The sequence below is a fragment of the Ralstonia sp. RL genome (assembly GCF_001683835.1).
GTDB classification, from domain to species: Bacteria; Pseudomonadota; Gammaproteobacteria; order Burkholderiales; family Burkholderiaceae; genus Ralstonia; species Ralstonia mannitolilytica.
The window spans coordinates 175462-201210 of record NZ_LWRX01000250.1 but is presented as its reverse complement, the minus strand read 5'-3'; the positions used below and the strand labels follow the sequence as shown (position 1 = coordinate 201210).

The 25749-nt window shown below is 63.2% G+C and carries 19 protein-coding genes and 1 other RNA gene; 15 read left to right on the top strand and 5 right to left on the bottom strand.

Annotated elements, in window-relative coordinates; all coding sequences use genetic code 11:
• Positions 1-14 precede the first annotated feature (14 nt).
• Positions 15-2699, top strand: a complete 2685-nt coding sequence (locus tag A6M56_RS23790) for a fimbria/pilus outer membrane usher protein (RefSeq protein ID WP_286758471.1) — start codon at positions 15-17, stop codon at positions 2697-2699.
• A gap of 449 nt (positions 2700-3148) precedes the next feature.
• Entirely contained in the window at positions 3149-3652 is a 504-nt protein-coding gene (locus A6M56_RS23785) for a fimbrial protein (protein ID WP_180964212.1), read from the top strand.
• Positions 3653-3821: 169 nt separating this feature from the next.
• Here the strand turns inward: A6M56_RS23785 and ssrA are convergent.
• From ssrA to ubiG, 4 genes are all read right to left on the bottom strand, one after another.
• Positions 3822-4179: a transfer-messenger RNA gene (ssrA, locus tag A6M56_RS23780) on the bottom strand.
• Positions 4180-4210: 31 nt separating this feature from the next.
• Positions 4211-7969: a DUF748 domain-containing protein gene (locus A6M56_RS23775; protein ID WP_102080223.1), complete on the bottom strand. Its 3759-nt coding sequence runs from the start codon at positions 7967-7969 to the stop codon at positions 4211-4213.
• Between the two features lie 118 nt (positions 7970-8087).
• A complete protein-coding gene (locus A6M56_RS23770; RefSeq protein WP_045786327.1) occupies positions 8088-8777 on the bottom strand; it encodes an HAD family hydrolase in 690 nt (229 codons plus the stop codon).
• On the bottom strand, positions 8774-9490 hold the full coding sequence (gene ubiG / locus A6M56_RS23765; RefSeq protein WP_102080224.1) for a bifunctional 2-polyprenyl-6-hydroxyphenol methylase/3-demethylubiquinol 3-O-methyltransferase UbiG: 717 nt from the start codon (positions 9488-9490) through the stop codon (positions 8774-8776). Before ubiG ends, A6M56_RS23770 begins: the two co-directional genes overlap by 4 nt.
• A 159-nt stretch (positions 9491-9649) precedes the next feature.
• Here ubiG and A6M56_RS23760 point away from each other — a divergent pair, with 159 nt between their 5' ends.
• Positions 9650-10135 carry an outer membrane lipoprotein gene (locus A6M56_RS23760; RefSeq protein WP_045786328.1) on the top strand — a complete coding sequence of 162 codons (486 nt, stop codon included), beginning with the start codon at positions 9650-9652 and terminating at the stop codon, positions 10133-10135.
• Between the two features lie 176 nt (positions 10136-10311).
• On the opposite strand, the gene ompA is transcribed toward A6M56_RS23760, so the two are convergent.
• The gene (gene ompA, locus A6M56_RS23755) at positions 10312-10968 is read right to left on the bottom strand and encodes an outer membrane protein OmpA (protein WP_045786329.1); all 657 of its coding nucleotides are present in this window, start codon (positions 10966-10968) and stop codon (positions 10312-10314) included.
• A 421-nt stretch (positions 10969-11389) separates the two neighbouring features.
• On the opposite strand from ompA, the gene gyrA reads away from it, so the two are divergent.
• From gyrA to A6M56_RS23695, 12 genes are all read left to right on the top strand, one after another.
• Positions 11390-14050, top strand: coding sequence for a DNA gyrase subunit A (gene gyrA / locus A6M56_RS23750; RefSeq protein WP_045786330.1), 2661 nt, complete (start codon positions 11390-11392; stop codon positions 14048-14050).
• A gap of 127 nt (positions 14051-14177) precedes the next feature.
• Positions 14178-14738 carry a DUF2059 domain-containing protein gene (locus tag A6M56_RS23745; protein WP_045786331.1) on the top strand — a complete coding sequence of 187 codons (561 nt, stop codon included), beginning with the start codon at positions 14178-14180 and terminating at the stop codon, positions 14736-14738.
• A 113-nt stretch (positions 14739-14851) separates the two neighbouring features.
• A complete protein-coding gene (serC, locus tag A6M56_RS23740) occupies positions 14852-15988 on the top strand; it encodes a 3-phosphoserine/phosphohydroxythreonine transaminase (protein ID WP_062739393.1) in 1137 nt (378 codons plus the stop codon).
• A gap of 89 nt (positions 15989-16077) precedes the next feature.
• Positions 16078-17193, top strand: coding sequence for a prephenate dehydratase (gene pheA / locus A6M56_RS23735; protein ID WP_045786333.1), 1116 nt, complete (start codon positions 16078-16080; stop codon positions 17191-17193).
• 107 nt (positions 17194-17300) lie between these two features.
• The gene (locus A6M56_RS23730; RefSeq protein ID WP_045786334.1) at positions 17301-18197 is read left to right on the top strand and encodes a prephenate dehydrogenase; all 897 of its coding nucleotides are present in this window, start codon (positions 17301-17303) and stop codon (positions 18195-18197) included.
• Between the two features lie 27 nt (positions 18198-18224).
• Positions 18225-19529 (top strand): 3-phosphoshikimate 1-carboxyvinyltransferase, encoded by a 1305-nt coding sequence (gene aroA, locus A6M56_RS23725; RefSeq protein WP_062739392.1) that lies wholly within the window; start codon positions 18225-18227, stop codon positions 19527-19529.
• A 27-nt stretch (positions 19530-19556) separates the two neighbouring features.
• Entirely contained in the window at positions 19557-20249 is a 693-nt protein-coding gene (gene cmk / locus A6M56_RS23720; RefSeq protein ID WP_102079486.1) for a (d)CMP kinase, read from the top strand.
• A 133-nt stretch (positions 20250-20382) separates the two neighbouring features.
• Positions 20383-22071, top strand: coding sequence for a 30S ribosomal protein S1 (gene rpsA, locus A6M56_RS23715; protein WP_045786337.1), 1689 nt, complete (start codon positions 20383-20385; stop codon positions 22069-22071).
• Positions 22072-22107: 36 nt separating this feature from the next.
• On the top strand, positions 22108-22536 hold the full coding sequence (locus A6M56_RS23710) for an integration host factor subunit beta (RefSeq protein ID WP_045786338.1): 429 nt from the start codon (positions 22108-22110) through the stop codon (positions 22534-22536).
• A gap of 179 nt (positions 22537-22715) precedes the next feature.
• Positions 22716-23042, top strand: coding sequence for a LapA family protein (locus tag A6M56_RS23705; RefSeq protein ID WP_045786339.1), 327 nt, complete (start codon positions 22716-22718; stop codon positions 23040-23042).
• A 3-nt stretch (positions 23043-23045) separates the two neighbouring features.
• Positions 23046-24320, top strand: coding sequence for a lipopolysaccharide assembly protein LapB (gene lapB, locus A6M56_RS23700; RefSeq protein ID WP_045786340.1), 1275 nt, complete (start codon positions 23046-23048; stop codon positions 24318-24320).
• Between the two features lie 62 nt (positions 24321-24382).
• Positions 24383-25747 (top strand): UDP-glucose dehydrogenase family protein, encoded by a 1365-nt coding sequence (locus tag A6M56_RS23695; RefSeq protein WP_045786341.1) that lies wholly within the window; start codon positions 24383-24385, stop codon positions 25745-25747.
• Positions 25748-25749 lie beyond the last annotated feature (2 nt).

The window sequence follows — 25749 nt, the reverse complement described above, 5'->3', positions numbered from 1 at the left end:
CGACCACTGACCCGATGTGCCAGCCCGCGTGGGCTAGCTTAGCCCGCACCCACCGTAGCGGAGCTTGCGTATGTGACACCCGCCGATTCACCAAGCCAGAAGCGAGCATTGCGATGTCTAGATGCCGGACTCCCAAAGCGTTCTCCAGAAAGACCCACGGAAAAGCAATTGCTGCACGCCCGAGCGCGACGCCGCTGTATCTGGCTGTGTGTCTGGCGATGATGAACAGCGCGCGCGCCGCCGAGGGCGAGACGCTGGTTGCGCAGATCGATCCTACGCTGCTGGCCTACAACACGAGCTTCCTGCACGGCCAAGGGCGCCCGGCCGACCTGAGCGCCGTGCTGAGCTCGGGCAGCAGCGTGCCACCAGGCACCTATCGTGTGGAGGTGGAGGTCAACGGCAATCTGGTCGGCCGTCGAGACATCGATTTCTACCAGGATGGCGACAACGCCAAGCTGCGGCCGTGCCTGACGGCCAAGATGCTGCAGGATTTCGGCGTCAACCTCAGTGCCATCACGCCGCCGCTGGACGTCAACAGCGAGGCTTGCCTCGATCTACCTCACCTGCTGGACCAGGCTGCGGTGGACTTCGACGCTGGCCGTCTGCAACTCAATCTCAGCATCCCACAGGCGTTTCTTTCCCGCGCGGCACGCGGCTATGTCGACCCTGCGCTGTGGGACGAGGGTGTCACCGCCGGCTACGTCAACTACCAGTTCAGCGGCAACTACGGCCACGGCCGTGTCGGCAACGATAGCAGCAGCTATTTCGTCGGCCTGCAGAACGGCGTCAACATTGGCCGTTGGCGGCTGCGGAACGAATCCACGGTAAGTGGAAGCAACAGCGGGCAGACACGCTTCAAGAGCAACCGCACGCTGGTCCAGCGAGACATCGACGCAATCAAGGGCCAACTGACCCTTGGCGAGCAGTACTCCGATGCAACGTTGTTTGACAGCGTACGCTTTCGCGGCGTGCAGGTCGGCTCCGACGACGCCATGCTCCCTGACAGCGAGCGCGGCTATGCACCGGTCGTGCGCGGGCAGGCGGCCACCAACGCGGTTGTCGAAGTGCGCCAGAGTGGCTACGTGCTGTATCGCGCCAACGTACCGCCCGGGCCTTTCCAGCTGACCGACATTTTTCCGTCCGGCTCCAACGGCGACCTGGAAATCACCGTCATTGAAGCGGACGGCAGCAAGCGCGTCACGCACCAGGCGTTCTCGAGTCTTCCATTGATGCTGCGTAAGAGCCGTCTGAAGTACAACTTCGCGGCGGGCAAGTACGACGGCGAGCGGGGGCCGTCACCGAATCTCGTCAGTGCTTCGCTGGTGTACGGCCTGACCGACAACAGCACGGTCGCCGGCGGCGTCCAGTTCTCGAAAGACTTCCAGGCCGTGAACGTTGGTGTCGGTACGAACACGCCCATTGGCGCGCTGTCTGTTGACGTGACCCAATCGAGCAGTCGCGCGCACGGCAAGCGGGAGACTGGCCAGAGTGTGCGGGTGTTGTACGCCAAAACCTTTACCCGAACCAATACTAACTTCACGCTGGCTGCCTATCGATACTCCACATCGGGCTATCGGACCTTCAATGACCACGTCAACGACGTCGGCAACGACCCGAACGGCGACGTGGCCGGCACGGCGGGCTTTCAGTCCGGGCGCAGCCGATCACGGATCGACCTGACCACCAGCCAGGATCTGGGTGGCATCGAGCGGCGATACGGCAGCGTCTACCTGAACCTGAGCCAGCAGACCTTCTGGAATCGACCGGGTTCGAGCCGCAGCATCAGCGTCGGCTACGGCAACAACTGGAAGCAGTTGAGCTACAACCTGAGCCTGAGCCAGACGAAGGACACGCGCTTCGGCGGAAACGGCAACAGCACGCAGGTCATGCTGACCATGTCGATTCCGCTGGGCGGCAAGGTCCGGTCTGCGCGTGCCTATACCAACATCAGCAACAGCAACAACGGCGGCACCACCGTTCAAAGCGGCCTGAGCGGCTTCGTGAACGAGACCACGTCTTATGCCATGCAGGCCGGCTACACCGGGAGGGGGCGCGGCGCATCGGGCGGGGCCAGCATTACGCGCGATACCGATGTCGGCCAGCTCAACGCCAACCTGAACGCTTCACGCGACTATCAATCGGCCAGCGTTGGGGCAACGGGCTCCGTGGTGGTACACCGCGGTGGTGTCAACCTGGGCCGTACGGTGGGCGACACCTTTGCGTTGATGAAGATGGAAGGGCTCAAGGGCGTAGACGTCAAGACCGATGCCGGTACCTCGGTCGGCCGCAATGGCTACGCCGTCGTCACCTATGCGCAACCGTATCGCCTGAACGCCCTCAGCCCGGCGACCCACAACCTGGGCGCGGATGTGGAATTGGAAGATACCGTCAAGCAGGTCGTGCCTCGCCGCGGCGCGATCGTGCTGGCCACGTTCAAGGGGCATAGCGGCCAGCGCGCCCAGTTCGCGCTTCAACGGGCCGACGGCACGCCGGTGCCGTTCGGGGCCAGCGTGCAAGACGCCCAAACGGGCAGGCCCCTTGGCATCGCGGACCCTGCCGGCAACGCCTTCGTGCTCTTGCAGGAGGAGACGGGCACGTTGACGGTGAAGTGGAAGGAAGGCCAGTGCCAAGCGCCTTATGCGCTCCCGAAGGCCGAGGCAGGCCGGAACTATCAGCGGCAGACGTTGCGTTGCCGATAAGCAAGCCGTTTCCGAAGACACATCGAAAAGTGGTTACCTGAAACGCTCAAACCAATGGGAGGAAGGCAGGATGGTTAGAACACGTTTGATGAGGAGAGCGAATGCTGTCTTCGGCGGCTCGCGCAGGTAAAGATCGGTATATGTGCGGATCACCCATGTAACCGCGTTATTCGCATGGGCGTCGATGATCACGATTTCCACTGGGGCATACGCTGCCAATTGCGAATTTGCCGGCGGCGGTCCTGCGACACCGAATTACTGGATTCCACGCACCCTCAACGTGCCGCGCGATATGCCTGTCGGCTCAATCATTTGGGAAGGTAGCAATAGGGTGTGTGAGAATCAGGAAGCCTTTGCAAGCTCGCCTATAGCAGAGGAATACGGAACATTGTCGGGTAGTCTTCAGGCCCGACTCTTTTTGATTTCCCTATCGGGAACACCGGCCTCGCGTGGAATATGACTTTGCAGAACGACAATGGGACCATAAAGAGCGCGATGCCATCGCGTTCCAAGTGGGCAACAAGGCTGGCGTTGGCTCCTTCAGTTGCAAGACGGCGGATGTGACCGTGAAGATGGGCGACCAGAATCGAGCCACGCAATTCAAAGGGCCTGGTACTTCATTGGCACCAGTCAACTTCTCGATTGGCCTGAAACAGTGTCCCGGGGGCATCAGCAAGGTATCGTATCTGCTGAAGCCCAATACCAACATCATTGACAGTTCGCGCTCGGTTGTCGCACTCAATACAGCATCGACCGCAAGGGGCATCGGCCTGCAGATTCTCAATGAGGGGGGCGATCCAGTGCCGCTCAACACGATGATCGCCTTCAGCGGCTACGACGGGGCAGGCGGCGATTTCAATATTCCGTTCAAAGTGGCCTACTACCAGACCTCGTCCGTGGTTGAGGCCGGCACGGCGAATACCGCGGTGACATTGGTCATGAACTACAACTAGTCCGGTGGCGAGAGCGGCTTGCCGGCGATGCCGGTTCGGTTGTCCGGTTGCTGCCGACCCGGTGAACGCGATCGGTGTGGCGTTGGGGTGAAGGCAGTGCGTACCTCTTGCCACACCAAGAAAAAACCCGCGACAGCTTGTGCTGTCGCGGGTTTTTGCTTTGAAAAGCTGGTGGAGCCGGCGGGAATCGAACCCGCGTCCGCAAGCCCTCCACAGAGAGTTCTACATACTTAGTTCTGTCATTTGATTTAACCGCCGCATCGCGGACGAACACGCTCTACGACGGCGAGTCACTAGGTTTTCGTCCTCGGGCCCGTGACACTCCCGAGGCTTATCTGACGTAGATGACCTCGCTGGTCTTGCGACCCTAGCCCGTCAGCGAGCCAGTGCGAGGACGGCGGCCCTTAGGCTGCCAGTGCGTAACGTTCGTCGTTAGCAGTTATTGCATTCCCATTGATTAACGAGGTGACGGGTCCTCGGTATGCCCTCCACTGCTTTGCAACCCACGTCGAAACCAGGTCGGCCCCAGAGAAGAAGATCGATTATCCCATAGATGGGCTACTTCAGTGCGAAATCAACCCGGGTCGTCTTGCCTTTGTCCTTGATGCCATCCGCGTTGAGCTTCGGGGCTACTACGAAGAGACGTCCCGGATCCACACGTTCAGCCAAGGCCACATGAATGGCGTTGGCGCGGCGCTGTGCCAATTCGCGCAGGTCCGCATCGGTCACCTGCACATTGGTCTCCATCAGCTTGCGCATTTCTTCGGGCGGTAAGGATTTCGCCAGGCCGATCATGTTGCGCGGCTTGGGGAATTTGGCGGCTTTGTACGCGCGTTCTAGATACTTGTTCTGCTCTTCGGGGGAGACGGTGGCGTCGGCTTCGGCGGCATCGCCCGCGTCCTTGAGCTTCTGTTCGCGGATCTGCCGGTTCACGGCTTCGCGGCGCAGTCCGTCGCGGTCGAGCTCGGGGTCGACGCGGCCGACGATGTCGACCTTGAGCGCCGGGCGGTCCTTCAGCGCCGTGGCGAGCTTGTCTAGCTTGACAAGCGACGCCTGCGTGATGACGGCGGTGCCGGGGTCGAACTCGATGTAGCCGAGCTCTTCGCCGCCACTGCCGCCAAATGCGCTGGCGAGCAGCGAGAACGGCGCGGTCACAGCCCGTACGATCAGGTTGACGAACGCGCGCAGGATGACGCCGCCGAGGCTGAATTGCGGATCATCGAGCGAGCCCGACACCGGCACGCGCACGTCGATTTCTCCGCGCGAGTTCTTGAGCAGCGCCACGGCCAGGCGCACCGGCAGGTTGGTGGCGTCCTTGCTCTCCACACGGTCGCCGAAGGTGAGCTGGTCGATGAAGATGTGGTTGTCCGCCGTCAGCTTGCCCTGGTCTAGCAGGTAGTGGAGGTCCATCGTCAGCTTGCCCTTGGTGATCGGGTAGCCGGCATATTTGGCGGAATAGGGCGTGAGGTTGGTCAGCTCCACGCCGTTGGCCTTGGCGGTAAGGTCAACGAAGGCCGTCGGCGCGAGCGGGTTGACCTTGCCGTGGATGTCCACCGGTGCTGTGCCATCGACACTGCCGCGCAACGTCACGTCGGCAGGTGTCTGGTTGGCGGCGGTGCTGATCGTGCCGATCGAGCCGCCGATGGCCGTGAGGTTGGCGGTGTAGTTTGGTTTGACGAAGTTGTCGGTAAAGCGGATGTTGCCGTCTTGCAGCGTGATGGCATCGACGCGCAAGTCTGCCCCGCCCGCCTTGGGCGCGGGTGTGGTGGACGCAACCACGGCGGACGCCGGGGGCGAAGCGGGCGCCGAGGCTGCCACTGGCGCGCTCGTGGCAGCCGTGCCCGCGGCAGGTTCGCTCTGCGTGAGCGATCGGCGGTCTTCGCTCGGCTGCACGCGGATGTCCTGCAGGTTCAGGCGTCCGTTCGGGTTAATGATGACCCGTGCATAGAACGTCGACAGCGCCACCGCGCCCACACGCACGCGTGGTGTGTTGCCGTCGTAATTGGCCTGGATGCGGTTGAGCGCAAGCGAACGCCAGCGCAGGAAGTCGTCCGAACTCACGCGGTCTTGCAGCCGTACGTTGCCCAGCGTCGCATTGCCCTGGTAGCTCACCGTCAGCGCCTTGCCCTGGCTGACCACGAGGCGGCCGTCCATCGTCAGCAGCGCGCTTGTGATGGCGGCGTTCAGGGTTTTGTCGAGATACGGATCCAAGCCCGCCAGCGACAGGTTCTGCGAGTTCACGCGCAGGTCCGCTTTCAGCGGTTGCGGAACGACTTCGCCGCGCACGTCGAGCTTGCCCTTGGCGCCCATCCCCGCTCCAATTTGCACGTTGACGGGCTTGCCGAGGTCGGTGGAGGCGTTCTGCACGACCACGTTCAGCGGCTCGACACGCACCTTCACCGGACGCAAATTCGACAGGTCTTCGAAGCCGAGGGCGCTGTTGTCCAGCTTGAGCGCCTGCACTGTCACGGCCCAGGGTTTTTCGGCCGGAGCTTTGGCCTGGAGCTTGGCCGGCGCGGCCGGTTTGCTGGTGGCGGTTTGCGCGCCATCGAGCAACGTCAACGTGGTGGTGCCGTCCTTCTTGCGCAGCACGTCGATCTGCAGTCCGTCGGCGCGCACTTCGTTCAGCGCAAGCGTGCGTGCGGCCAAGTCGAAGCGCTTCACATCCGCGCTCAGATGCTTCGCACGCAGCGCGGTGTTCTTGCCGGTGGACGGTGCCAAGGAAAGATCGGCCAGGGTGGCTCTCAACGGTTCTGCGCGCACGTTGAACTTGTCGGTCCCGAAGTCGAGCGCGATCTTGCCTTCGGCAGACAGCGCGCCGTCCTGCAATTGGGGCGCTCCCCCTTGGCGCAGATACGGGCCGACACCTGCCAGCTTGACGGCATCAAGGTGCAGCTCCAGTTCGCCGGTGTTCTTCTCGAGCGAGGTGTTGCCTTTGATGCTGAGCGCGCCGCCTTGTGCAAGCTTGGCGCCTACGTCGAGCGTGGTGGGACCGCCGAGCGTGCGCACGGCGGCTTGCCCGTGGAGGTCCTTCAGCGTCAGCTCTGCAGCCGGTTGTGTGGTGGCGTCGCGCCAGTGGACGATGCTGTTCGCCAGTTCCAGCTTGTTGACCGCCACGTCCAAAGGCTTGGGCTTGGCGACCGGGGCCGGAGCGGGTTGCGCCTGCTTGACCTCGGCGGGCGCCGACTTGCCGCCAAGCTGCGCAAAATTGACCGCGCCATCGGTGCCGCGCACGGCATCGACGCGCACACCATCGAGCGACAGCGCATCGAGATGGAAAACGTTGTCCAGCGGGCGCACATCGGTCAGCGTGGCGCGCACTTGTCTAGCGGCGAGCAGTGGAGCCTTCTTCGCGTCGGTCACCTCCAGGTGGTCGACGCCCGCCGTGCCGTGCAGGCGCAGTACCGGCGCGCCGCTCTTGGGCTTCTGGAAATCGATCGTCAGGTCGGTCGTCAGCTTGCCTTGCGGCACGGCCACGGGCAGCGGGCCTGGCACGTAGCCGAGATAGCGCGGCAGATCGAGCCCGTCGATCTTGATGTTGAGGTTGGATTCCAGCGATTCGGCAAACGGCTTCGTCTTGCCGGCGAAGTGCAGGGGTGCGCCGTCGATGCGCGCCGCCAGCAGCGGTTGCACGAAGATGTCCACGTCGGCCGGCAAGCTCGCCAGGAAGGGCACGCCGATCTGCAGCGCGTCTACCTTGTGCTGTGTCCCAAGCGGCTGATCCACGAAGTCGATTGCGCCATTGCTGATCTGCAGGTTGGCGAAGACGAAGCGCGCCGGCTCTTCGGATTTCGGCTTGGGCGGGTTCTCGGGCTGATTGAGCCTGTCAATGATGTCGGAGAAATTGAAGCGCTGATCAGCAGTACGCACGATGCGAACGCGCGGCGCATCGATGCTCAGCGCTTCAATCACGGGGGCGCGGTGGAAGAGGGAGCTCCACGCCGCATTCACGTGCAGATGGCCAATGTCGACGAATGGCGTCTTGCCGTCGCGCTCGGCAACGTGGAGTTGGTCGACGTCAAGCCGCAGCGTGTACGGGTTGATGCCGATCTTGCCGACGGTCACGGGCCGGTCCAGCACCTTGCTCAACTGCGTCTGTGCCAGGTGGCGCAGCAGCGGGGGGCCGCCGAAGGCGCCGACCAGCCCAAACACCACGAGGAAGATCAGCACGCCCAGCCCGATCCGCCGGGTGCGCTGCGACTGCCCCGCCCGCACGGCACGCTGCCAGCCCGCCGAAGTCCGCACGCGATCGAGCCGGGCGCGCCAGCCGCTGGAGTTCAGTTGCAGATCAGGACGCGAGTCGGGGGAAGTGCTCATGCTGGTATCGGTCCGGCCGGGGCGGTGGACGTACGTGGTCAGTGGATCGACCGCCGCGTCCAATCCAGAGGCGGCGGTCCTCAAAAAGATGCCCGGGGCGCTGGCCCCGGCCTCGCGCTCAGGCGCGTTGCGATTCGAGCAGCAGCGGAATGAGCTCGCCAGCGCTGGCGATCAAGGCGTCGGCGCGCCATTCGTCGGGCGAGGGCCCGTTACCACAATAGCCGTAACTGGCGGCAATGGTAGTCATGCCAGCAGCGCGGCCGGCTTCGATGTCGCGCAGGTCGTCGCCCACGTACACGATGTGCTTCGGCTCAACAGTGATCGACTCCGCCGCGTGCAGCAGTGGCGCAGGGTGCGGCTTGGCGTATGGCGTCGTATCGCCCGCGACCACGCAGGCTGGTGCGACGGGAAACGGCAGCTGCGCCACCAGCGGCACCGTCAGCCGTCCCGACTTGTTGGTGACGATTCCCCATGGGATTCCTGCCCGGCCGAGCTCGGCGAGGACGTCGTCCATGCCTGGGAATAGCCGCGTACGCACGCAGATTTCCGCTTCGTAGTTGGCCAGGAACGCGAGCCGCAGCGATTCGAATTCGGCATCGCCGGGCCCCACGCCGAAGGCCACGCCGATCAGCCCGCGCGCGCCATGCGACGCTACGGGCCGAAGCGCTTCGTAGGCCAGCGGTTCCAGGCCGCGGTCGGTGCGGACCTTGTTGGTCGCGGCGGCGAGGTCGGGCGCCGTGTCCGCCAGCGTGCCGTCAAGGTCGAACAGCACGGCACCCAGCGGGTGGGGAAAACGGCTGGCGGTCATGCGTCGGCCGGACGGCGCGTGGCCATCAGATAGTTGACGCTGGTGTCGCGGGTGAGAGCGTAGCGGCCCGTGATGGGGTTGTATTCCAGGCCGCGCATCTCCTCGGCCTGGAGGCCCGCGGACCGCACGAACGCGGCCAGCTCGGAGGGGCGAATGAACTTCGCGTAATCGTGTGTCCCGCGCGGAAGCATGTTCAGCACGTACTCCGCGCCGATCACCGCGAGCAGATAGGCCTTGGCATTGCGATGGATGGTCGAGAAGAACACGTGGCCTCCGGGTTTGACCAACGTCGCGCAAGCGCGCACAACGGAGGCGGGCTCGGGCACATGTTCGAGCATCTCCATGCAAGTCACGACGTCGAAACTGGCCGGCTCGCGCGCGGCGAGCGTTTCTGCTGCGATCTCCTCGTAATCCACGGGCACACCGGCTTCAAGGCCATGGAGGTCGGCGACCCGCAATGCTTTGCGTGACAGGTCAATGCCTTTGACGGTGGCCCCGGCACGCGCCATGCTCTCAGAGAGAATGCCCCCGCCGCACCCGACATCGAGAACGCGTTTGCCCGCCAGTGGAACGATCGATTGGATCCAGTCGAGGCGTAGCGGGTTGATTTCGTGGAGGGGCTTGAATTCGCTATTCGGGTCCCACCACCGGTGGGCGAGTTCACTGAATTTGTCGAGCTCGCCGGGGTCGGCGTTCGCGTGAGTGGTTGTCATGTTGCGCTGCGCCAAGGCATAACGGCTAGGTGAAGAAATGTACCAAAAAGCACGGCCCCGACCAATGACGTTGAAGGCGGAAAAGTTTCACTTTGAAACAGAGGTAAACAAATGCGCATGCGCTTTCTCCAACTGTCACCAACGCTCAAGGAGAGACCAATGAAAACCGAACGCATTGTTGTAGGGCTCGGTATTGCGGGCATGATGATCTTGGCCGGTTGCGCCGCCCCCGGTTATGGCGGTGGCTACAACGGCGGATATGCCCCGCCCCCCGCGTACGGCGGCCAGCCGCAGCAAACGGGCGCGCTGTATGGCCGGGTCGAGTCGATCCAGCCAATGCAGGCGCCGGCCAATAGCCCGGGCATCCTGGGCACGATCATCGGCGGTGTGGCCGGCGGGATCCTCGGCCACCAGGTGGGCGGCGGCACGGGCAATACGGTGGCAACGATCGGGGGCGCCGCGCTCGGTGCGTACGCGGGTAATCAGGTGGAGCAACGCGCCGGCGCGGGCGGCCAGACCGTTTATCGCGTGACGGTACGCCTGGACGACGGACGTGTTGCGACCGTCACACAGCGTAACCCGAACAACCTGCGTGTTGGCGATCGCGCAATGGTCGCCAACGATCAGGCTACCCCTGCGTACTAATTAATACGAGGGCCGGTCGGAAGATCCGCGATACGCCAAAAAGAAAGCGATGGCGCGTTGGCGTCATCGCTTTTTTGTTCCTCGCTTATTCGGAAATAAGCGGAAGCGATCCTCCGGAATGGAGGGCAAAAAAAAAGCCCAGCGAAAGCTGGGCTTTTTTTCCGGTGCTGACCGAATTACTGTGCGCTGCGGGTGCCGACCACTTCGACTTCCACACGACGGTTCGGCTGCTGGCAGGCGATTTGTGCCTTGCGCGAACCCTTGCACGACTTCGGATCAACCTTCAACTGGCGCTTGCCCTTGCCTTCCGTGTAAACGCGGTTGGCTTCGATGCCCTTGCTGACCAGGTAGCCCTTCACGGCTTCAGCACGACGGACCGACAGGCGATCGTTGTACTTGTCCGAACCGAACGAGTCGGTGTGGCCAACAGCGATCACGACCTCCAGGTTGATGCCCTTCAGCTTCGAGACCAGGTCGTCCAGCTTGGCCTTGCCTTCCGGCTTCAGCACAGCCTTGTCGAAGTCGAACAGGGCGTCAGCAGCGAACGTGACCTTCTCGCTCGACACCACCGGGGCAGCCGGAGCGGCCGGAGCGGCAGCCGGAGCAGCAGCAGGAGCCAGAGCGCCGTCGCACTGTGCGTTGGCGGTTGCCGGCGTCCAGAAGCCATTGCGCCAGCACAGTTCGTTCGTGCCGTTCTTCCAGACCCACTCGCTCGTGCCGTTACCCCAGTTGTCGTTGACGGCCTTCTTTTCGTAGGGCACCGACTGAGCGTAGGCGGACGCAGCCATGGCTACCGCAGCTGCAGCGAACGCGAGCTTGGCAAATTTTTTCATATTTCTCCTCTCAGGATGAGATCACCGCAGAAGACTGCGAGCAGATGGGACGAAAACAAGTCATACATTCTTCGGAGTATAACATTCTCGGTGTGGTGAAGGCTCCACTTCGAACAATGTCTGCCTCTTCGCTGGGGGATTGTGCCACAAGCACGCACTCCTAAAAAGCAAATATAAGCGATTCGAACGGGGCGCCATGGCCTTGTGGTGTGTACGCAACAAGGCAAAAAACAGCTCGCAAACCCTTATGGGGACTGGATCGCCGGTTTTGCCCACCCTCGCAGGGAACGTGCCCGGGGTTGAGGATGCGTCGCTCGCCGATGCAAGGAGGAGGGGGCTTGCGGCATGGTAAAATGTTCTGTTATTCGCGCAACCGCAGCGCCTTGTAGTGATCACTACGGGGCCTCCCATCGTTCGCCCAATGGATCAATTCGCCAAAGAGACACTCCCGGTATCGCTCGAAGAAGAAATGCGCAGTTCGTACCTCGCTTACGCGATGAGCGTAATCGTGGGCCGCGCCCTTCCAGATGTTCGGGATGGTCTCAAGCCGGTGCATCGTCGTGCGTTGTACTCGATGCACGAGCTCAACAACGACTGGAACCGTCCCTATAAGAAATCCGCGCGTATCGTCGGCGATGTGATCGGTAAGTATCATCCGCACGGCGACACCGCTGTGTACGACACTATCGTGCGCATGGCGCAGGACTTCTCGCTGCGCTACATGCTGGTCGACGGTCAGGGCAACTTCGGTTCGGTCGATGGCGACAACGCCGCGGCGATGCGTTACACCGAAATCCGCCTGTCCAAGATCGCCCACGAACTGCTGGCAGACATCGACAAGGAAACCGTCAATTTCGAGCCGAACTACGACGGCTCTGAAACCGAGCCGTCCATTCTGCCGGCGCGCATTCCGAATCTGCTGATCAACGGCTCGTCCGGCATTGCCGTGGGGATGGCGACGAACATTCCGCCCCACAACCTCAATGAAGTCGTCGACGGATGCCTGCATCTGCTGCGCAATCCGGAAGCCACGGTCGATGAGCTGATCGAGCTGATTCCCGCGCCGGACTTCCCGACCGCCGGCATCATCTACGGCATCTCGGGCGTGCGCGAGGGCTACCGCACCGGCCGCGGCCGCGTGGTGATGCGGGCCAAGACGCACTTCGAGGACATCGACCGCGGCCAGCGCCAGGCGATCATCGTCGACGAACTGCCGTATCAAGTTAACAAGCGCACGCTGCTCGAACGCATTGCCGAACTGGTGACGGAAAAGCGCATCGAGGGCATCTCCGACATCCGCGACGAATCGGACAAGTCCGGCATGCGGGTCGTGATCGAACTGAAGCGCGGCGAGGTGCCCGAGGTTGTGCTCAACAACCTCTATAAGAATACGCAGCTGCAGGACACGTTCGGCATGAACATGGTGGCGCTGGTGGATGGCCAGCCTCGCCTGCTGAACCTGCGCCAGATGCTGGAGTGCTTCCTGCTGCACCGGCGCGAAGTGGTGACGCGTCGGACGGTCTTCGACCTGCGCAAGGCGCGCGAGCGTGGCCACATCCTCGAAGGCCTGGCCGTTGCGCTCGCCAACATCGACGAGTTCATCGCGATCATCAAGGCGGCGCCCACGCCGCCCGTGGCCAAGGCCGAGTTGATGAGCCGCAGCTGGGATTCCGGTCTCGTGCGCGACATGCTCTCGCGTGCGGAGAGTGAAACCGCAGGCGGGCGCGCCGCGTATCGCCCGGAAGGTTTGCTGCCGGCGTTCGGCATGCAGGGCGACGGCCTCTACAAGCTGTCTGACACCCAGGCGCAGGAAATCCTGCAGATGCGGCTGCAGCGCCTCACAGGCCTCGAACAGGACAAGATCGTCCAGGAATACCGCGAAGTGATGGCGCAGATCGCTGACCTGCTCGACATTCTGTCGCGGCCAGAGCGCATTACGGCCATCATCGCCGACGAACTCACTGCGATCCGCGCTGAATTCGGCGACGAGCGCCGCTCGCAGATTGAGCACAATGCGACCGAGTTGGACACCGAAGACCTCATTACGCCGCAGGATCTCGTGGTGACGCTGTCCCACAGCGGCTATATGAAGAGCCAGCCGATCTCCGAATACAGGGCGCAGAAGCGTGGCGGGCGCGGCAAGCAGGCCGCCGCAACGAAGGAAGATGACTGGATCGACACCCTCTTCGTTGCCAACACCCACGACTACATCTTGTGCTTCTCGAACCGCGGCCGCCTGTACTGGCTGAAGGTGTGGGAAGTGCCGCAGGGCAGTCGCAACTCGCGCGGCCGTCCGATCGTCAACATGTTCCCGCTCTCGCCCGGCGAAAAGATCAACGTGATCCTGCCGGTCAAGCAGTTTGACGAACAGCATTTCGTCTTCATGGCGACGTCCAAGGGCACGGTCAAGAAGACGGCGCTCACCGAGTTCTCGAATCCGCGCAAGGCGGGGATCATCGCGGTGGACCTGGACGAGGGCGACTTCCTGATCGGTGCGGATATCACCGACGGCAAGCACGATGTGATGCTGTTCTCGGACGCCGGCAAGGCGGTGCGTTTTGACGAGAACGACGTGCGACCGATGGGCCGCCAGGCGCGCGGCGTGCGCGGGATGAACCTGGAAGAGGGCCAGCAGGTGATCGCCATGCTGGTCGCCCCGGCCGAGACCGAAGGCGACGGTGCCCAGGCTCGCGCGGGTAGCGTGCTGACAGCCACCGAGAACGGCTACGGCAAGCGCACCCCGATCTCCGAATACACCCGCCACGGCCGCGGCACGAAGGGCATGATCGCCATCCAGACGTCCGAGCGTAACGGCAAGGTCGTTGCCGCTGCGCTGGTGGCGCCGGAAGACGAGATCATGCTGATCACGACGGGCGGCGTGCTGATCCGTACGCGCGTGGACGAGATCCGCGAAATGGGCCGCGCCACGCAGGGCGTGACGCTCATCTCGGTGGGTGAAGGCAACAAGTTGTCTGGTCTGCAGCGGGTGGTGGAATCCGATGCCGAAGACGGCGACGGCGCTGACGGCGGCGAGACCGCGCAGGGCGCCGATGCACAGCCGGATGACAGCGCAGAGTCATAATTCGAAACAACTTTTGCTTGCCGTCAGGCGCAGTTCTGTCATGATGCCGGACCTGTGCGAGGCAGAGGCCGGAACTTCTGTGTGATGCGGCCGGCCTAAACGCAACGCTTATCTCAAGGGAGCAACAATGCACAAGAGTCTCAAACATCTGATCGTGGTAGCCGGTTTTGCGCCGTTGTTCGCATTCGCGCAGAGCGCTGGTGGCGATGCCGACAAGACGGCAGCCATCAAGGAACTGCTGACGACCATGAACGTCGATGCGGCCATCAAGGGTCAGGGTGAGGCGCTCGAAAATGGCGCCAAGCAAGAAGCTCCGCTGGTGCTGGAGCAGGCGCTGGTCGAGAACAAGAGCCTGAACGACAAGCAAAAGCAGGCCGCTGTCGAAAAGCTCAAGAAGAATGGCGCCGTGCAGCGCATGACGGACAGCGCCGGCAAGGACTTTGAGACGGCAGCGTTCCAGAAGGACGCCCTGCAGGCTCACTATGACGCGCTGGGCAAGTATTACTCCACCCAGGAAATCAAGGACCTGACCGCCTTCCTGAAGACACCGAGCGGCCAGAAGTTCATGGCCAACCAAGGCAAGGCCATGCAGGAGGTGTGGGGCACCGTGATGCAGAAGTACGGTCCGCAAGTCGGCAAGAAGATGCGCGACATGGCCGACAAGGAAGTGACCGCCGCCTCGAAGTAATCGATCAAGCTGGGTGGGCGCCGGGGCTCAATTCCCGTGGCGCCGCCAGTTGGTAGATAATGGCTGTTTGGGTTTGCGCCCAGACAGCCATTTTTCTTTTGCCCCTTCGCCCCATGAACCAAGCGGATCGAGCCCTCCAAGCCAGCCAGGCACGCGTGTACAACTTCTCCGCAGGCCCGGCGGTGCTGCCTGCCGAAGTACTCGAGCAGGCGAAGGAGGAGATGCTCTCGTGGCACGGCAGCGGCATGAGCGTGATGGAGATGAGCCATCGCGGCCGCGAGTTCGAAAGCATCCTGGCGCAGGCATTTGGCGACCTGCGCGAACTGCTGGCGGTGCCCGACAACTACGAGATCCTGTTCCTGCAGGGCGGGGCCATCGCCGAAAACGCCATCGTGCCGCTGAACCTGATGCGCCGGTTGTCGGCCGACGCACCGAAGGCGGACTACGTCGTCACGGGCACGTGGTCGGTCAAGTCGCAGCAGGAGGCCCGCAAGTACGGGGCGGTCAACATCGCGGCCACCAGCGAGGCCCAGCGCTTTCACAAGATTCCCGATGTGTCGACGTGGCAGTTGTCGAGCGACGCGGCCTATGTGCATCTGTGCACGAACGAGACGATTGTCGGTGTCGAATACCAGGAGACGCCGAACATTGGGCAGTCGCATGGGCGCGTCGTAGTCGCTGACGTGTCGAGCCACATCCTGTCGCGCCCCATCGACTGGAGCGGTTATCAAGTGCTGTACGGCGGTGCGCAGAAGAACATTGGTCCGGCGGGCCTGACGATCGCCATCGTTCGCAAGGATCTGCTGGGCCATGCCCATCCGCTGTGCCCGTCGGCATTCAACTGGCGCCTGGTGGCCGAGAACGGCTCGATGTACAACACGCCGCCCACCTACGCGATTTATATCGCCGGACTGGTGTTCCAGTGGATCAAGCGCCAGGGCGGCGTGGAAGCGCTCGAGACGCGCAACATCGTCAAGTCCAAGATGCTGTACGACTTCATCGACGCCAGCAGCTTCTATCGCAACGAGATCCATCCGTCGTGCCGCTCGCGCATGAACGTGCCGTTTTTCCTCAACGACGAATCGCGCAACGACGCCTTCCTCGCGCAGGCGCGCGAACGGGGGCTGGTGCAGCTCAAGGGCCACAAGTCCGTCGGCGGCATGCGGGCGAGCATCTACAACGCGATGCCGCTGGAAGGGGTGGAGGCACTGGTCGAGTTCATGCGCGACTTCGAGCGCGCATCGGCCTGACGAGAGGCGCCGAAGCCAGGACAGAACATCGCGCAAGCGCTCGCCTTGTGCACCATTGGCGACCTCCGTTGCCGAACCCGATTCCGACAATGACCAGTCAGTCAGACGATACGAAGCAAAACAAGGACGCTGCATTGGCGGCGGAACTGGCGCCGTTGCGCATGCAAATCGACGCCATCGACAGTCAACTGCTCACGCTGCTCTCGGATCGCGCCAAGGTGGCGCAGGAAGTGGGCGAGGTGAAGAAACGCTATTCGTCGCCGGCGTTCCGGCCGGACCGCGAGCTGCAGGTCATCCGCAAGATGCAGTCGAGCAACCCGGGGCCGCTGCACGATGAGAGCATCGCCGCCATCTGGCGCGAGGTGATGTCTGCCTGCCGCGGGCTGGAGCAGGCGCTGCGCATCGGCTACCTCGGCCCCGCCGGCACATTCTCGGAGCAGGCGGTGATCGCGCATTTTGGCCACGAGATCCAGCCGATGCCGTGTCCGAGCATCGATGAGGTATTCCGCGCGGCCGAGTCCGGTACCGTCGATTGCGGCGTGGTGCCGGTCGAGAATTCGACCGAAGGCGTGGTGTCGCGCACGCTCGATCTGTTCCTGCAGACGTCGTTGAAGATCAGCGGCGAGATTGCGCTGCGGGTGCATCACAACCTGCTGCACAAGACCGGCGACATGTCGCAGGTGAAGGTCGTGCGGGCACACGCCCAGGCACTGGCGCAGTGCCAGCGCTGGCTGAATACGAATTACCCGAATCTGCCGCGCGAGGCGGTGTCGAGCAATGCCGAAGCGGCACGCATGGCGGGCGAGGACGATTCGGTGGCCGCGCTGGCGAGCGTGCAGGCCGCCAACCGCTATGGGCTTCACGTGGTGCGTGCGAACGTGGAGGACGATCCCCACAACCGCACGCGCTTTGTCGTCATCGGCAATTACGAGACGGAACCGAGTGGGCGCGACCAGACGTCGCTGATCCTGTCAGTGCCGAACGAGGCCGGCGCCGTGTACCGGCTGCTCGCTCCGTTGGCCGAGAACGGCGTGTCGATGTGCCGCTTTGAATCGCGCCCGGCGCGCAGCGGCGCATGGGAGTACTACTTCTACGTCGACGTGGAAGGCCATCAGCGTGATCCGCAAGTCGCGCGTGCGCTCGAGAAGCTGCGACACGATGCGGCCTATTTCAAGGTGCTGGGGTCCTACCCGTCGGCGCACTGAAATCTTCGGCTCACCTCGGTCGAAGCGCTGGGCCCCCTGAGTCGGCATCGGGCGCCGGGCACATCGGGCTACAATGCCGCTTTGCTTTTTTCCGGCAGGGCGGTGTTGTGGCCTCTTCTTTTTCCAGTTCCCGTTTGGTGATTGCCGGCGTTGGCCTGATCGGTGGTTCGCTGGCGCTCGCGTTGCGCCGCGCGGGTGTCGTTGGGCATGTCGTCGGTGTGGGCCGCTCGGCCGCGTCGCTGGAAACGGCGGTCCGGCTCGGCGTGATCGACGAGGCTTTGCCGATGGAGGAGGCGGTGCGCGAAGCCGACATGGTCGTGCTCTGTGCACCCGTGGCGCAGACGCTGCCCCTGCTGCTCGCCATGCAGCCGCACCTGGGGCCGGAGACCATCGTGACAGACGCCGGCAGCACCAAGTCCGACGTCATCATGGCGGCCAAGACGGCGCTCGGCGATCAGGTGAGCCAGTTCGTGCCCGCGCATCCCATCGCCGGCCGCGAGTTGAACGGTGTGGAAGCAGCGCTGGCCGATCTCTATGTCGGCAAGAAGACCGTGATCTGCCCGCTGCAGGAAAATCGCCGCGCCGATGTGGCGCGCGTGCAGGGCATGTGGGAAGCCGCGGGCGCCCATTGCCACATCATGTCGGCCGTGCAGCATGACGCGGTGTTCGCGTCGGTCAGCCATTTGCCGCACGTCCTCGCGTACGCGCTGGTCGCCCAGATCATCAATGCGGAGGACGCCGAGCTCAAGCTCGACTTTGCCGGCGGCGGCTTCCGCGACTTCACGCGCATTGCGGCATCGTCGCCCGAGATGTGGCGCGACATCTGCCTATCAAACCGCGAAGCGTTGTTGCGCGAACTGACGACCTACGAAGCCCTGATCGGCCGCCTGAAGGCCATGATTGCCGAACGCGATGGCGATGCGCTCGAGCGCGTGTTCCGCCGCGCAAGCCAAGCGCGTCTCGCATGGCCGCAACGCACGACAGCGATCAACCAACCCGAATAACGTTCTTGTTTTGAACTGACTGGATTCATGGAACATCTCGACGTCGGCCCGCTGAAGAGGGCGCGCGGCACCATCAAGTTGCCGGGTTCGAAGAGCATCTCCAACCGGGTGCTGCTGCTGGCCGCGCTTGCGCAGGGGGAGACCACCGTGCGCGAGCTGCTCGACTCCGATGACACGCGGGTCATGCTGGACGCGCTGGGCAAACTGGGCGTCTCGGTAGGTGCGCTCGGCAACAACGCCTATCGGGTGAGCGGCACGGGAGGGCGCTTCCCGAGCAAGGCTGCGGACCTGTTCATGGGCAACGCCGGCACGGCGATCCGGCCGCTGACCGCTGCGCTTGCCTTGCAGGGCGGCGAGTACACCCTGCATGGCGTGCCACGCATGCACGAGCGGCCGATCGGCGATCTCGTCGATGGCCTGCGCCAAGTGGGCGCGCGCATCGACTACACCGGCAACGAGGGTTATCCGCCGCTGGCCATTCATGCCGCGCCGGTCAGGATCGATGCGCCGATCCGCGTGCGCGGCGATGTGTCGAGCCAGTTCCTCACCGCGCTGCTGATGGCGCTGCCGTTGGTTCAGTCCAGCGGCACCGTGACCATCGAAGTCGTCGGCGAGCTGATCTCCAAGCCCTACATCGAGATCACGCTGAACCTCATGGCGCGCTTTGGTGTGCAGGTGGCGCGCGAAGGCTGGGCGTCGTTCACCGTGCCCACGGGCGTGGCCTACCAGGCGCCGGGCGAGATCTTCGTGGAGGGCGATGCCTCGTCGGCGTCGTATTTCCTGGCCGCCGGCGCGCTGGGTGGGGGGCCGGTGCGCGTAGAGGGTGTCGGGCTGTCGAGCATCCAGGGCGATGTCCGCTTTGCCGACGCGCTCAACCGCATGGGCGCCAACGTCATGGCCGGCGACAACTGGATCGAGGTGCGCGGCGTCGAGCGCGACGATGGCAAGCTCCACGCAGTGGAGCTGGACTGCAACCACATCCCCGACGCGGCCATGACGCTGGCTGTGGCGGCGCTCTTTGCCGACGGCACGACGACGCTGAGCAATATCGCGAGCTGGCGCGTGAAGGAAACCGACCGTCTGAGCGCCATGGCCACCGAACTGCGCAAGCTCGGCGCCACGGTCGAAGAGGGCGCAGACTACATCCGTGTGACGCCGCCGTCGCAATGGACCGAACCCGCCGACGGGATCGACACCTACGAAGACCATCGTATGGCGATGGCCTTCTCCCTGGCGGCGTTCGGCCCGGTGCCCGTGCGCATCAACGACCCCCGTTGCGTGGCCAAGACGTTCCCTGAATATTTCACCGCGTTCGGCGGCATTACCGCCTGAAACGCAATTAACTGCCTTCGCTCGATCATGTCCGACGCCACTGCTTCCACGCCGCACCCTGTCATTACCATCGACGGCCCGACTGCGTCCGGCAAGGGCACTGTCGCGCACCAAGTAGCGGACCTGCTTGGCTTTCACCTGCTCGACAGCGGCTCGTTGTACCGCCTCGTAGCGCTGTGCAGCATGCGCGAGAACGTCGACGAGCACGACGTCGAAAACCTCGTTCGCATCGCCAGCACGCTGGATGTGCGCTTCAAGGCAGACCACATCTGGCTTAAGGGCGAAGATGTGAGCCAGGCGCTGCGCCACGAGTCGGTCGGCAACCAGGCCTCGGCCATTGCCGTGCACGGAGCGGTGCGGAATGCCCTCCATGCTCGCCAGCGTGCCTTTCTGGAAGCGCCTGGCCTGGTGGCGGACGGGCGCGACATGGGCACCGTGGTTTTTCCCGAAGCGGTGCTCAAGGTGTTCCTCACGGCAAGCGTCCAGGCGCGCGCCGAGAGGCGCTATAAACAATTGATTGCAAAGGGATTTTCTGCTACAGTGGAAAGTCTTTCGCAGGACTTGGAGGCGCGCGATTTGCGGGATCGTACCCGCAGTGTCGCGCCGCTGCGTCCGGCGCAGGATGCACGGCTGCTTGATTCGTCCGACATGACGATCGATGAGGTGGTCGCGCAGGTACTGGACTGGTACCGGCAGGTGCAGGGCGCCAAGGCGCAATGACCTGCGGTTTGGTCCGATCGGTGCCGGTGATGGTGTTGCCATTGCTGGCGTTGTTCAACTCGTAACCCCGCATGCGTGTCTTCGCCACTGACGCGAAAGCAATGCGAGGCATGTTTTGCGGATGCCCATTTTTATGTCCCAAACTAACGAATCTTTTGCCGCCCTGTTCGAAGAGTCGATCGCCCGTTCCAATATGAAGGCGGGTGAGGTGATCTCTGCGGAAGTTGTGCGTATCGACCACAACTTCGTCGTTGTGAACGCGGGCCTGAAGTCCGAAGCCTTTGTCCCGGTCGAGGAATTCCTGAACGATCAGGGCGAGCTGGAAGTGCAAGTCGGCGACTACGTTTCGGTCGCGATCGATGCACTGGAAAACGGCTACGGCGACACGATCCTGTCGCGCGACAAGGCCAAGCGCCTGGCTTCGTGGCTGAACCTTGAGAAGGCACTGGAATCCGGCGAAATCATCTCCGGTACCGTGACCGGCAAGGTGAAGGGCGGCTTGACCGTCATGGTCAACGGTATTCGTGCATTCCTGCCGGGTTCGCTCGTCGACGTGCGTCCGATCAAGGACACCACGCCGTACGAAGGCAAGACCCTCGAATTCAAGGTCATCAAGCTGGACCGCAAGCGCAACAACGTTGTGCTGTCGCGCCGCGCCGTGGTGGAAGCCACGCTGGGCGAAGAGCGCCAGAAGCTGATGGAAACGCTCAAGGAAGGCGCCATCGTCAACGGTATCGTCAAGAACATCACCGACTACGGCGCGTTCGTGGATCTGGGTGGCATCGACGGTCTGCTGCACATCACCGACCTGGCATGGCGTCGTGTGCGTCACCCGAGCGAAGTGCTGTCGGTTGGCCAGGAAATCACCGCCAAGATCCTCAAGTTCGACCAAGAGAAGAACCGCGTCTCGCTGGGCGTCAAGCAACTTGGCGAAGATCCGTGGGTCGGCATCTCGCGCCGCTACCCGCAAGGCACCCGCCTGTTCGGCAAGGTGACCAACCTGACCGACTACGGCGCGTTCGTCGAGATCGAAGCCGGCATCGAAGGCCTGGTCCACGTGTCGGAAATGGACTGGACCAACAAGAATGTTGCTCCGTCCAAGGTTGTCCAGCTGGGCGACGAAGTGGAAGTCATGGTCCTGGACATCGACGAAGACAAGCGTCGTATCAGCCTGGGCATGAAGCAGTGCAAGGCCAACCCGTGGGACGATTTCGCTCGCAACCACAAGAAGGGCGACAAGCTGGCCGGCCAGATCAAGTCGATCACCGACTTCGGCGTGTTCATCGGCCTGCCGGGCGGCATCGACGGCCTGGTGCACCTGTCGGACCTGTCGTGGCAGGAATCGGGCGAAGAAGCCGTTCGCAAGTACAAGAAGGGCGACGAAGTGGAAGCCGTGGTGCTGGCCATCGACGTCGACAAGGAACGCATCTCGCTGGGTATCAAGCAACTGTCGGGTGACCCGTTCAACAACTTCATCTCGGCCAACGACAAGGGCGCCGTGGTGACCGGTACGATCAAGGCTGTGGATCCGAAGGGCGCCGTGGTGCAGCTGGCTGACGACGTGGAAGGCTACCTGCGTGCCTCGGAAATCTCGAGCGACCGCGTGGAAGACGCCCGCAACGTGCTGAAGGAAGGCGAGTCGGTGACGGCAATGATCGTCAACATCGATCGCAAGTCGCGCAACATCAACCTGTCGATCAAGGCCAAGGACAGCGCTGACCAGCAAGAAGCCATGCAGAAGTTCGCGGCTGACACCAGCACCGCTGGCACCACGAACCTCGGCGCGCTGCTGAAGGCCAAGCTGAACGAAACCAACCAGTAAGCATCCACCGGGTCGACCTACAAGGACGCGCGCAAGATGCCCATGACCAAGTCTGAACTCGTGGAAAAGCTGGCCGCCCGTTTTCCGCAGCTCCTGCTGCGGGATGCGGACATCGCGGTCAAGACGATCCTGGATGCGATGTCGGATGCGCTTGCAGACGGCCACCGCATCGAGATCCGCGGGTTTGGCAGTTTTGGTCTGAACCGTCGTCCGCCGCGTGTAGGCCGCAACCCCAAGTCCGGCGAGAAGGTCCTGGTGCCCGAAAAGCGGGTGCCTCACTTCAAGGCGGGCAAGGAGTTGCGCGAGCGGGTCGACCGCAGCCTGGAGCGACAAGGCGAATCCTCCTCGGAGGGCGAGCCAGCTCTGTCGCTCACGGCTGTCAAGGCCGCCCGACAGGCTGACAGCAATCGCCAGACGGCCGGTTTTTCGGCCGATGTGGCGGTGCCGCTGGCTATGTCGCGTTGAGTCTTGGTTGGAATTGGCAGTTTCAGAGACGCCCCGCTTTGCCGGGGCGTTTTTGTTTTGCGATGTCATTGCGGCGGCGCACCCGCGTGGCTGGCCGCTATGTGAATCCGCTACAATGCGGCACAACCCGTCAGTCGCGCCCTATTGGCCGCCACACGCCGTCCGTTTTTCGAATCCGCATGAAATTTCTTGTCTGGGTCATCCGCATCCTGTTGTTTGTGCTGCTCTTCGTGCTGGCACTGCACAACACGGCGGAAGTCTCGCTGCTGCTGCCGTTTGGCGTGGTGTGGCATGCGCCGCTGATTCTGATTGTGCTGGCGTTTTTCGTGGCCGGTATCCTGCTGGCCATGCTCGCGATGGCGCCGCGTGTGATGCGACATCGTTTTGCTGCAAGCCGGCTGCGTCGGCAGATCGGCCGCATGAAATCCGAAGAGGGCGCGGCGGCTGGGCCGAATGCGCCCGTGGTTGCCGACTCTCCCTATCACGTTCCCGGCCCCAAGGTCTGACGCATGGATTTCGATCTCTGGTGGCTGCTTGCCATCCCGCTGGTGTTCGGCCTGGGTTGGGCGGCTGCTCGGCTCGACGCGCGCCAGTTGCGCACCGAGCAGTCATCGCTGCCGCGCTCGTACTTCAAGGGCCTGAATTTCCTCCTGAACGAACAACCCGACAAGGCCATCGACGCCTTCATCGAAGTTGCGCGTCTGGACCCGGAAACGACCGAGCTTCACTTCGCATTGGGCAGCCTGTTTCGCCGGCGCGGCGAGACCGAACGCGCGATCCGTGTGCACCAGAATCTCGTTAATCGTCCGGATCTGCCGGCCAACGAACGCGATCATGCGCTGTACGAGCTGGGCCAGGACTTCTTGCGCGCCGGCCTGCTGGATCGTGCCGAAGAATCCCTGCGCATGTTGATGGAAGGCGCGTTTGCCGAGCCGGCCAAGCGCGTGCTGCTGGAGTTGTACGAAGTCGAGAAGGAGTGGCGCAAGGCCATCGACGCGGCGCGCGAACTGCAGAAGCTGCAGGGCAAGGACTATTCCGTGCAGATCGCGCAGTTCTGCTGCGAGTTGGCGCAGGAAGCCCTGCAGCGCAAGGACGTCCCGACCGCTGTCGAATGGCTCGAGCAGGCCCTCGCCGAAAACCCGAAGAATGTACGCGCGACCATCCAGTTGGGCGACGTGGCGCAGGGGCAGGGCGATATTGAAGGCGCGATCAAGCGCTGGCGCAGCATCGAGCAGCAGAATGTGGCGTTCCTGCCGCTGGTGTCCGAGCGTCTGATGAAGGCGTATACCCAGCTCGGCCGTGCCGCCGAGGGCTTGGCGTGGCTGCGCTCCAAGATGGACGCGCGTCTGGGCCCCGAATTGCTGGACACGGTCTACAAGTATGAGCTCGACGTGCACGGTATCGACGACGCCGTGGCGTTGATGCGCGACCAGATTCGCCGCCAGCCTTCGTTGATGGCGTTGACGCGCCTGGTGGAGGCCGAGGCGACGCGTGCGTCGGAGGCGGTGAGCCACGAGCCCGTGGCGACGGCCGAGGTGGCCGAGAGCGCGCTGGCAGATCCGGTCGAGTCGGGCGTCAACGCTGATATCCAGCGCGCGCAGGATCTTGGTGCCATCCGCGACCTGCTGCAAAGCCGGACGCGCAACCTGGCACGCTACACCTGCCAGGAATGCGGCTTCCGCGCCCGTCTGTTCTATTGGCAGTGTCCCGGCTGCAACCGCTGGGAAACATATGCCCCGCGCCGCACGGAAACGTTGGGCGGCAGTGGCGGGGCGAGCATGTAATTCAGTCTGGCGTGGCCTGTGTCAGGCCGCGCCGGCGTGTTTTCAATCCTTGAAGTGTTCGTATGAAAATCACCATCATCGGTAGTGGTTATGTCGGTCTGGTTACCGGCGCGTGTCTGGCCGAACTCGGCAACGATGTCTTCTGCCTCGACGTCGACCAGAAGAAGATCGACCTGCTCAACGCCGGCGGTGTACCCATCTACGAACCCGGCTTGAAGGAGCTGATCGAGCGCAATCGCGCCGCAGGCCGCATCCGGTTTTCCACGGACGTGGCCGCCAGCGTGGCGCACGGTGACGTGCAGTTCATCGCCGTGGGGACGCCGCCCGATGAAGACGGCTCGGCTGACCTGAAGTACGTGCTGGCTGCCGCGCGCAACATCGCCGAGCACATGGATGGCTTCAAGGTGATCGTCGACAAGTCCACCGTGCCGGTGGGTACGGGCGACAAGGTGCGCGCCGCGGTTGACGAAGTGCTGGCCAGGCGCGGCAAGTCCGACGTCGGCTTCTCGGTGGTGTCCAATCCCGAGTTCCTGAAGGAAGGTGCGGCGGTGGATGACTTCATGCGCCCGGACCGCATCGTGCTCGGCACCTACAGCGACGAAAACGGCCTGCGCGCCAAGGCCATGATGCGCACGCTGTACGCGCCGTTCAACCGCAACCACGAACGGACGTTCTACATGGACGTACGTTCGGCCGAGTTCACCAAGTACGCCGCCAACTCGATGCTGGCCACGCGCATTTCGTTCATGAACGAGATGGCCAACCTGGCCGACAAGGTGGGTGCCGACATCGAGCTCGTGCGCCTGGGCATCGGCTCCGACCCGCGTATCGGCTACAGCTTCCTCTACGCCGGCACCGGCTACGGCGGCTCGTGCTTCCCGAAGGATGTGCAGGCGCTCGTGCGCACCGCGCAGGAGTACGGCCAGAAGCTGCATGTGCTCGAGGCCGTCGAGGCCGTCAACGACAAGCAGAAGGAAGTGCTGGTCGGCAAGATTGAAGCGCGCATGGGCGCTGACCTGACCGGCCGCACGTTTGCCATCTGGGGCCTGGCCTTCAAGCCGAATACCGACGACATGCGCGAGGCGCCGAGCCGCATCCTGATCGCCGCGCTGCTGGCGCGTGGCGCACGCGTACAGGTGTATGACCCGGTTGCCATGGAAGAGGCCCGCCGCGCACTGGCGCTCGATCTTTCTGCGGAACAACTGGAACGCGTAACGTTCTGTGCCGGTCAGATGGACGCACTCAGGAACGCCGACGCCCTCGTCATCGTGACCGAGTGGAAGGCGTTCCGCAGCCCCGACTTCCAAGCCGTGAAGGCGCTGCTGAAAACGCCGATGGTCTTCGATGGCCGCAACCTGTTCGAGCCGCAAGCCATGCGTGAAGCGGGCTTCGAATACCAGGCCATCGGGCGCTCCACCCAATCGTAATT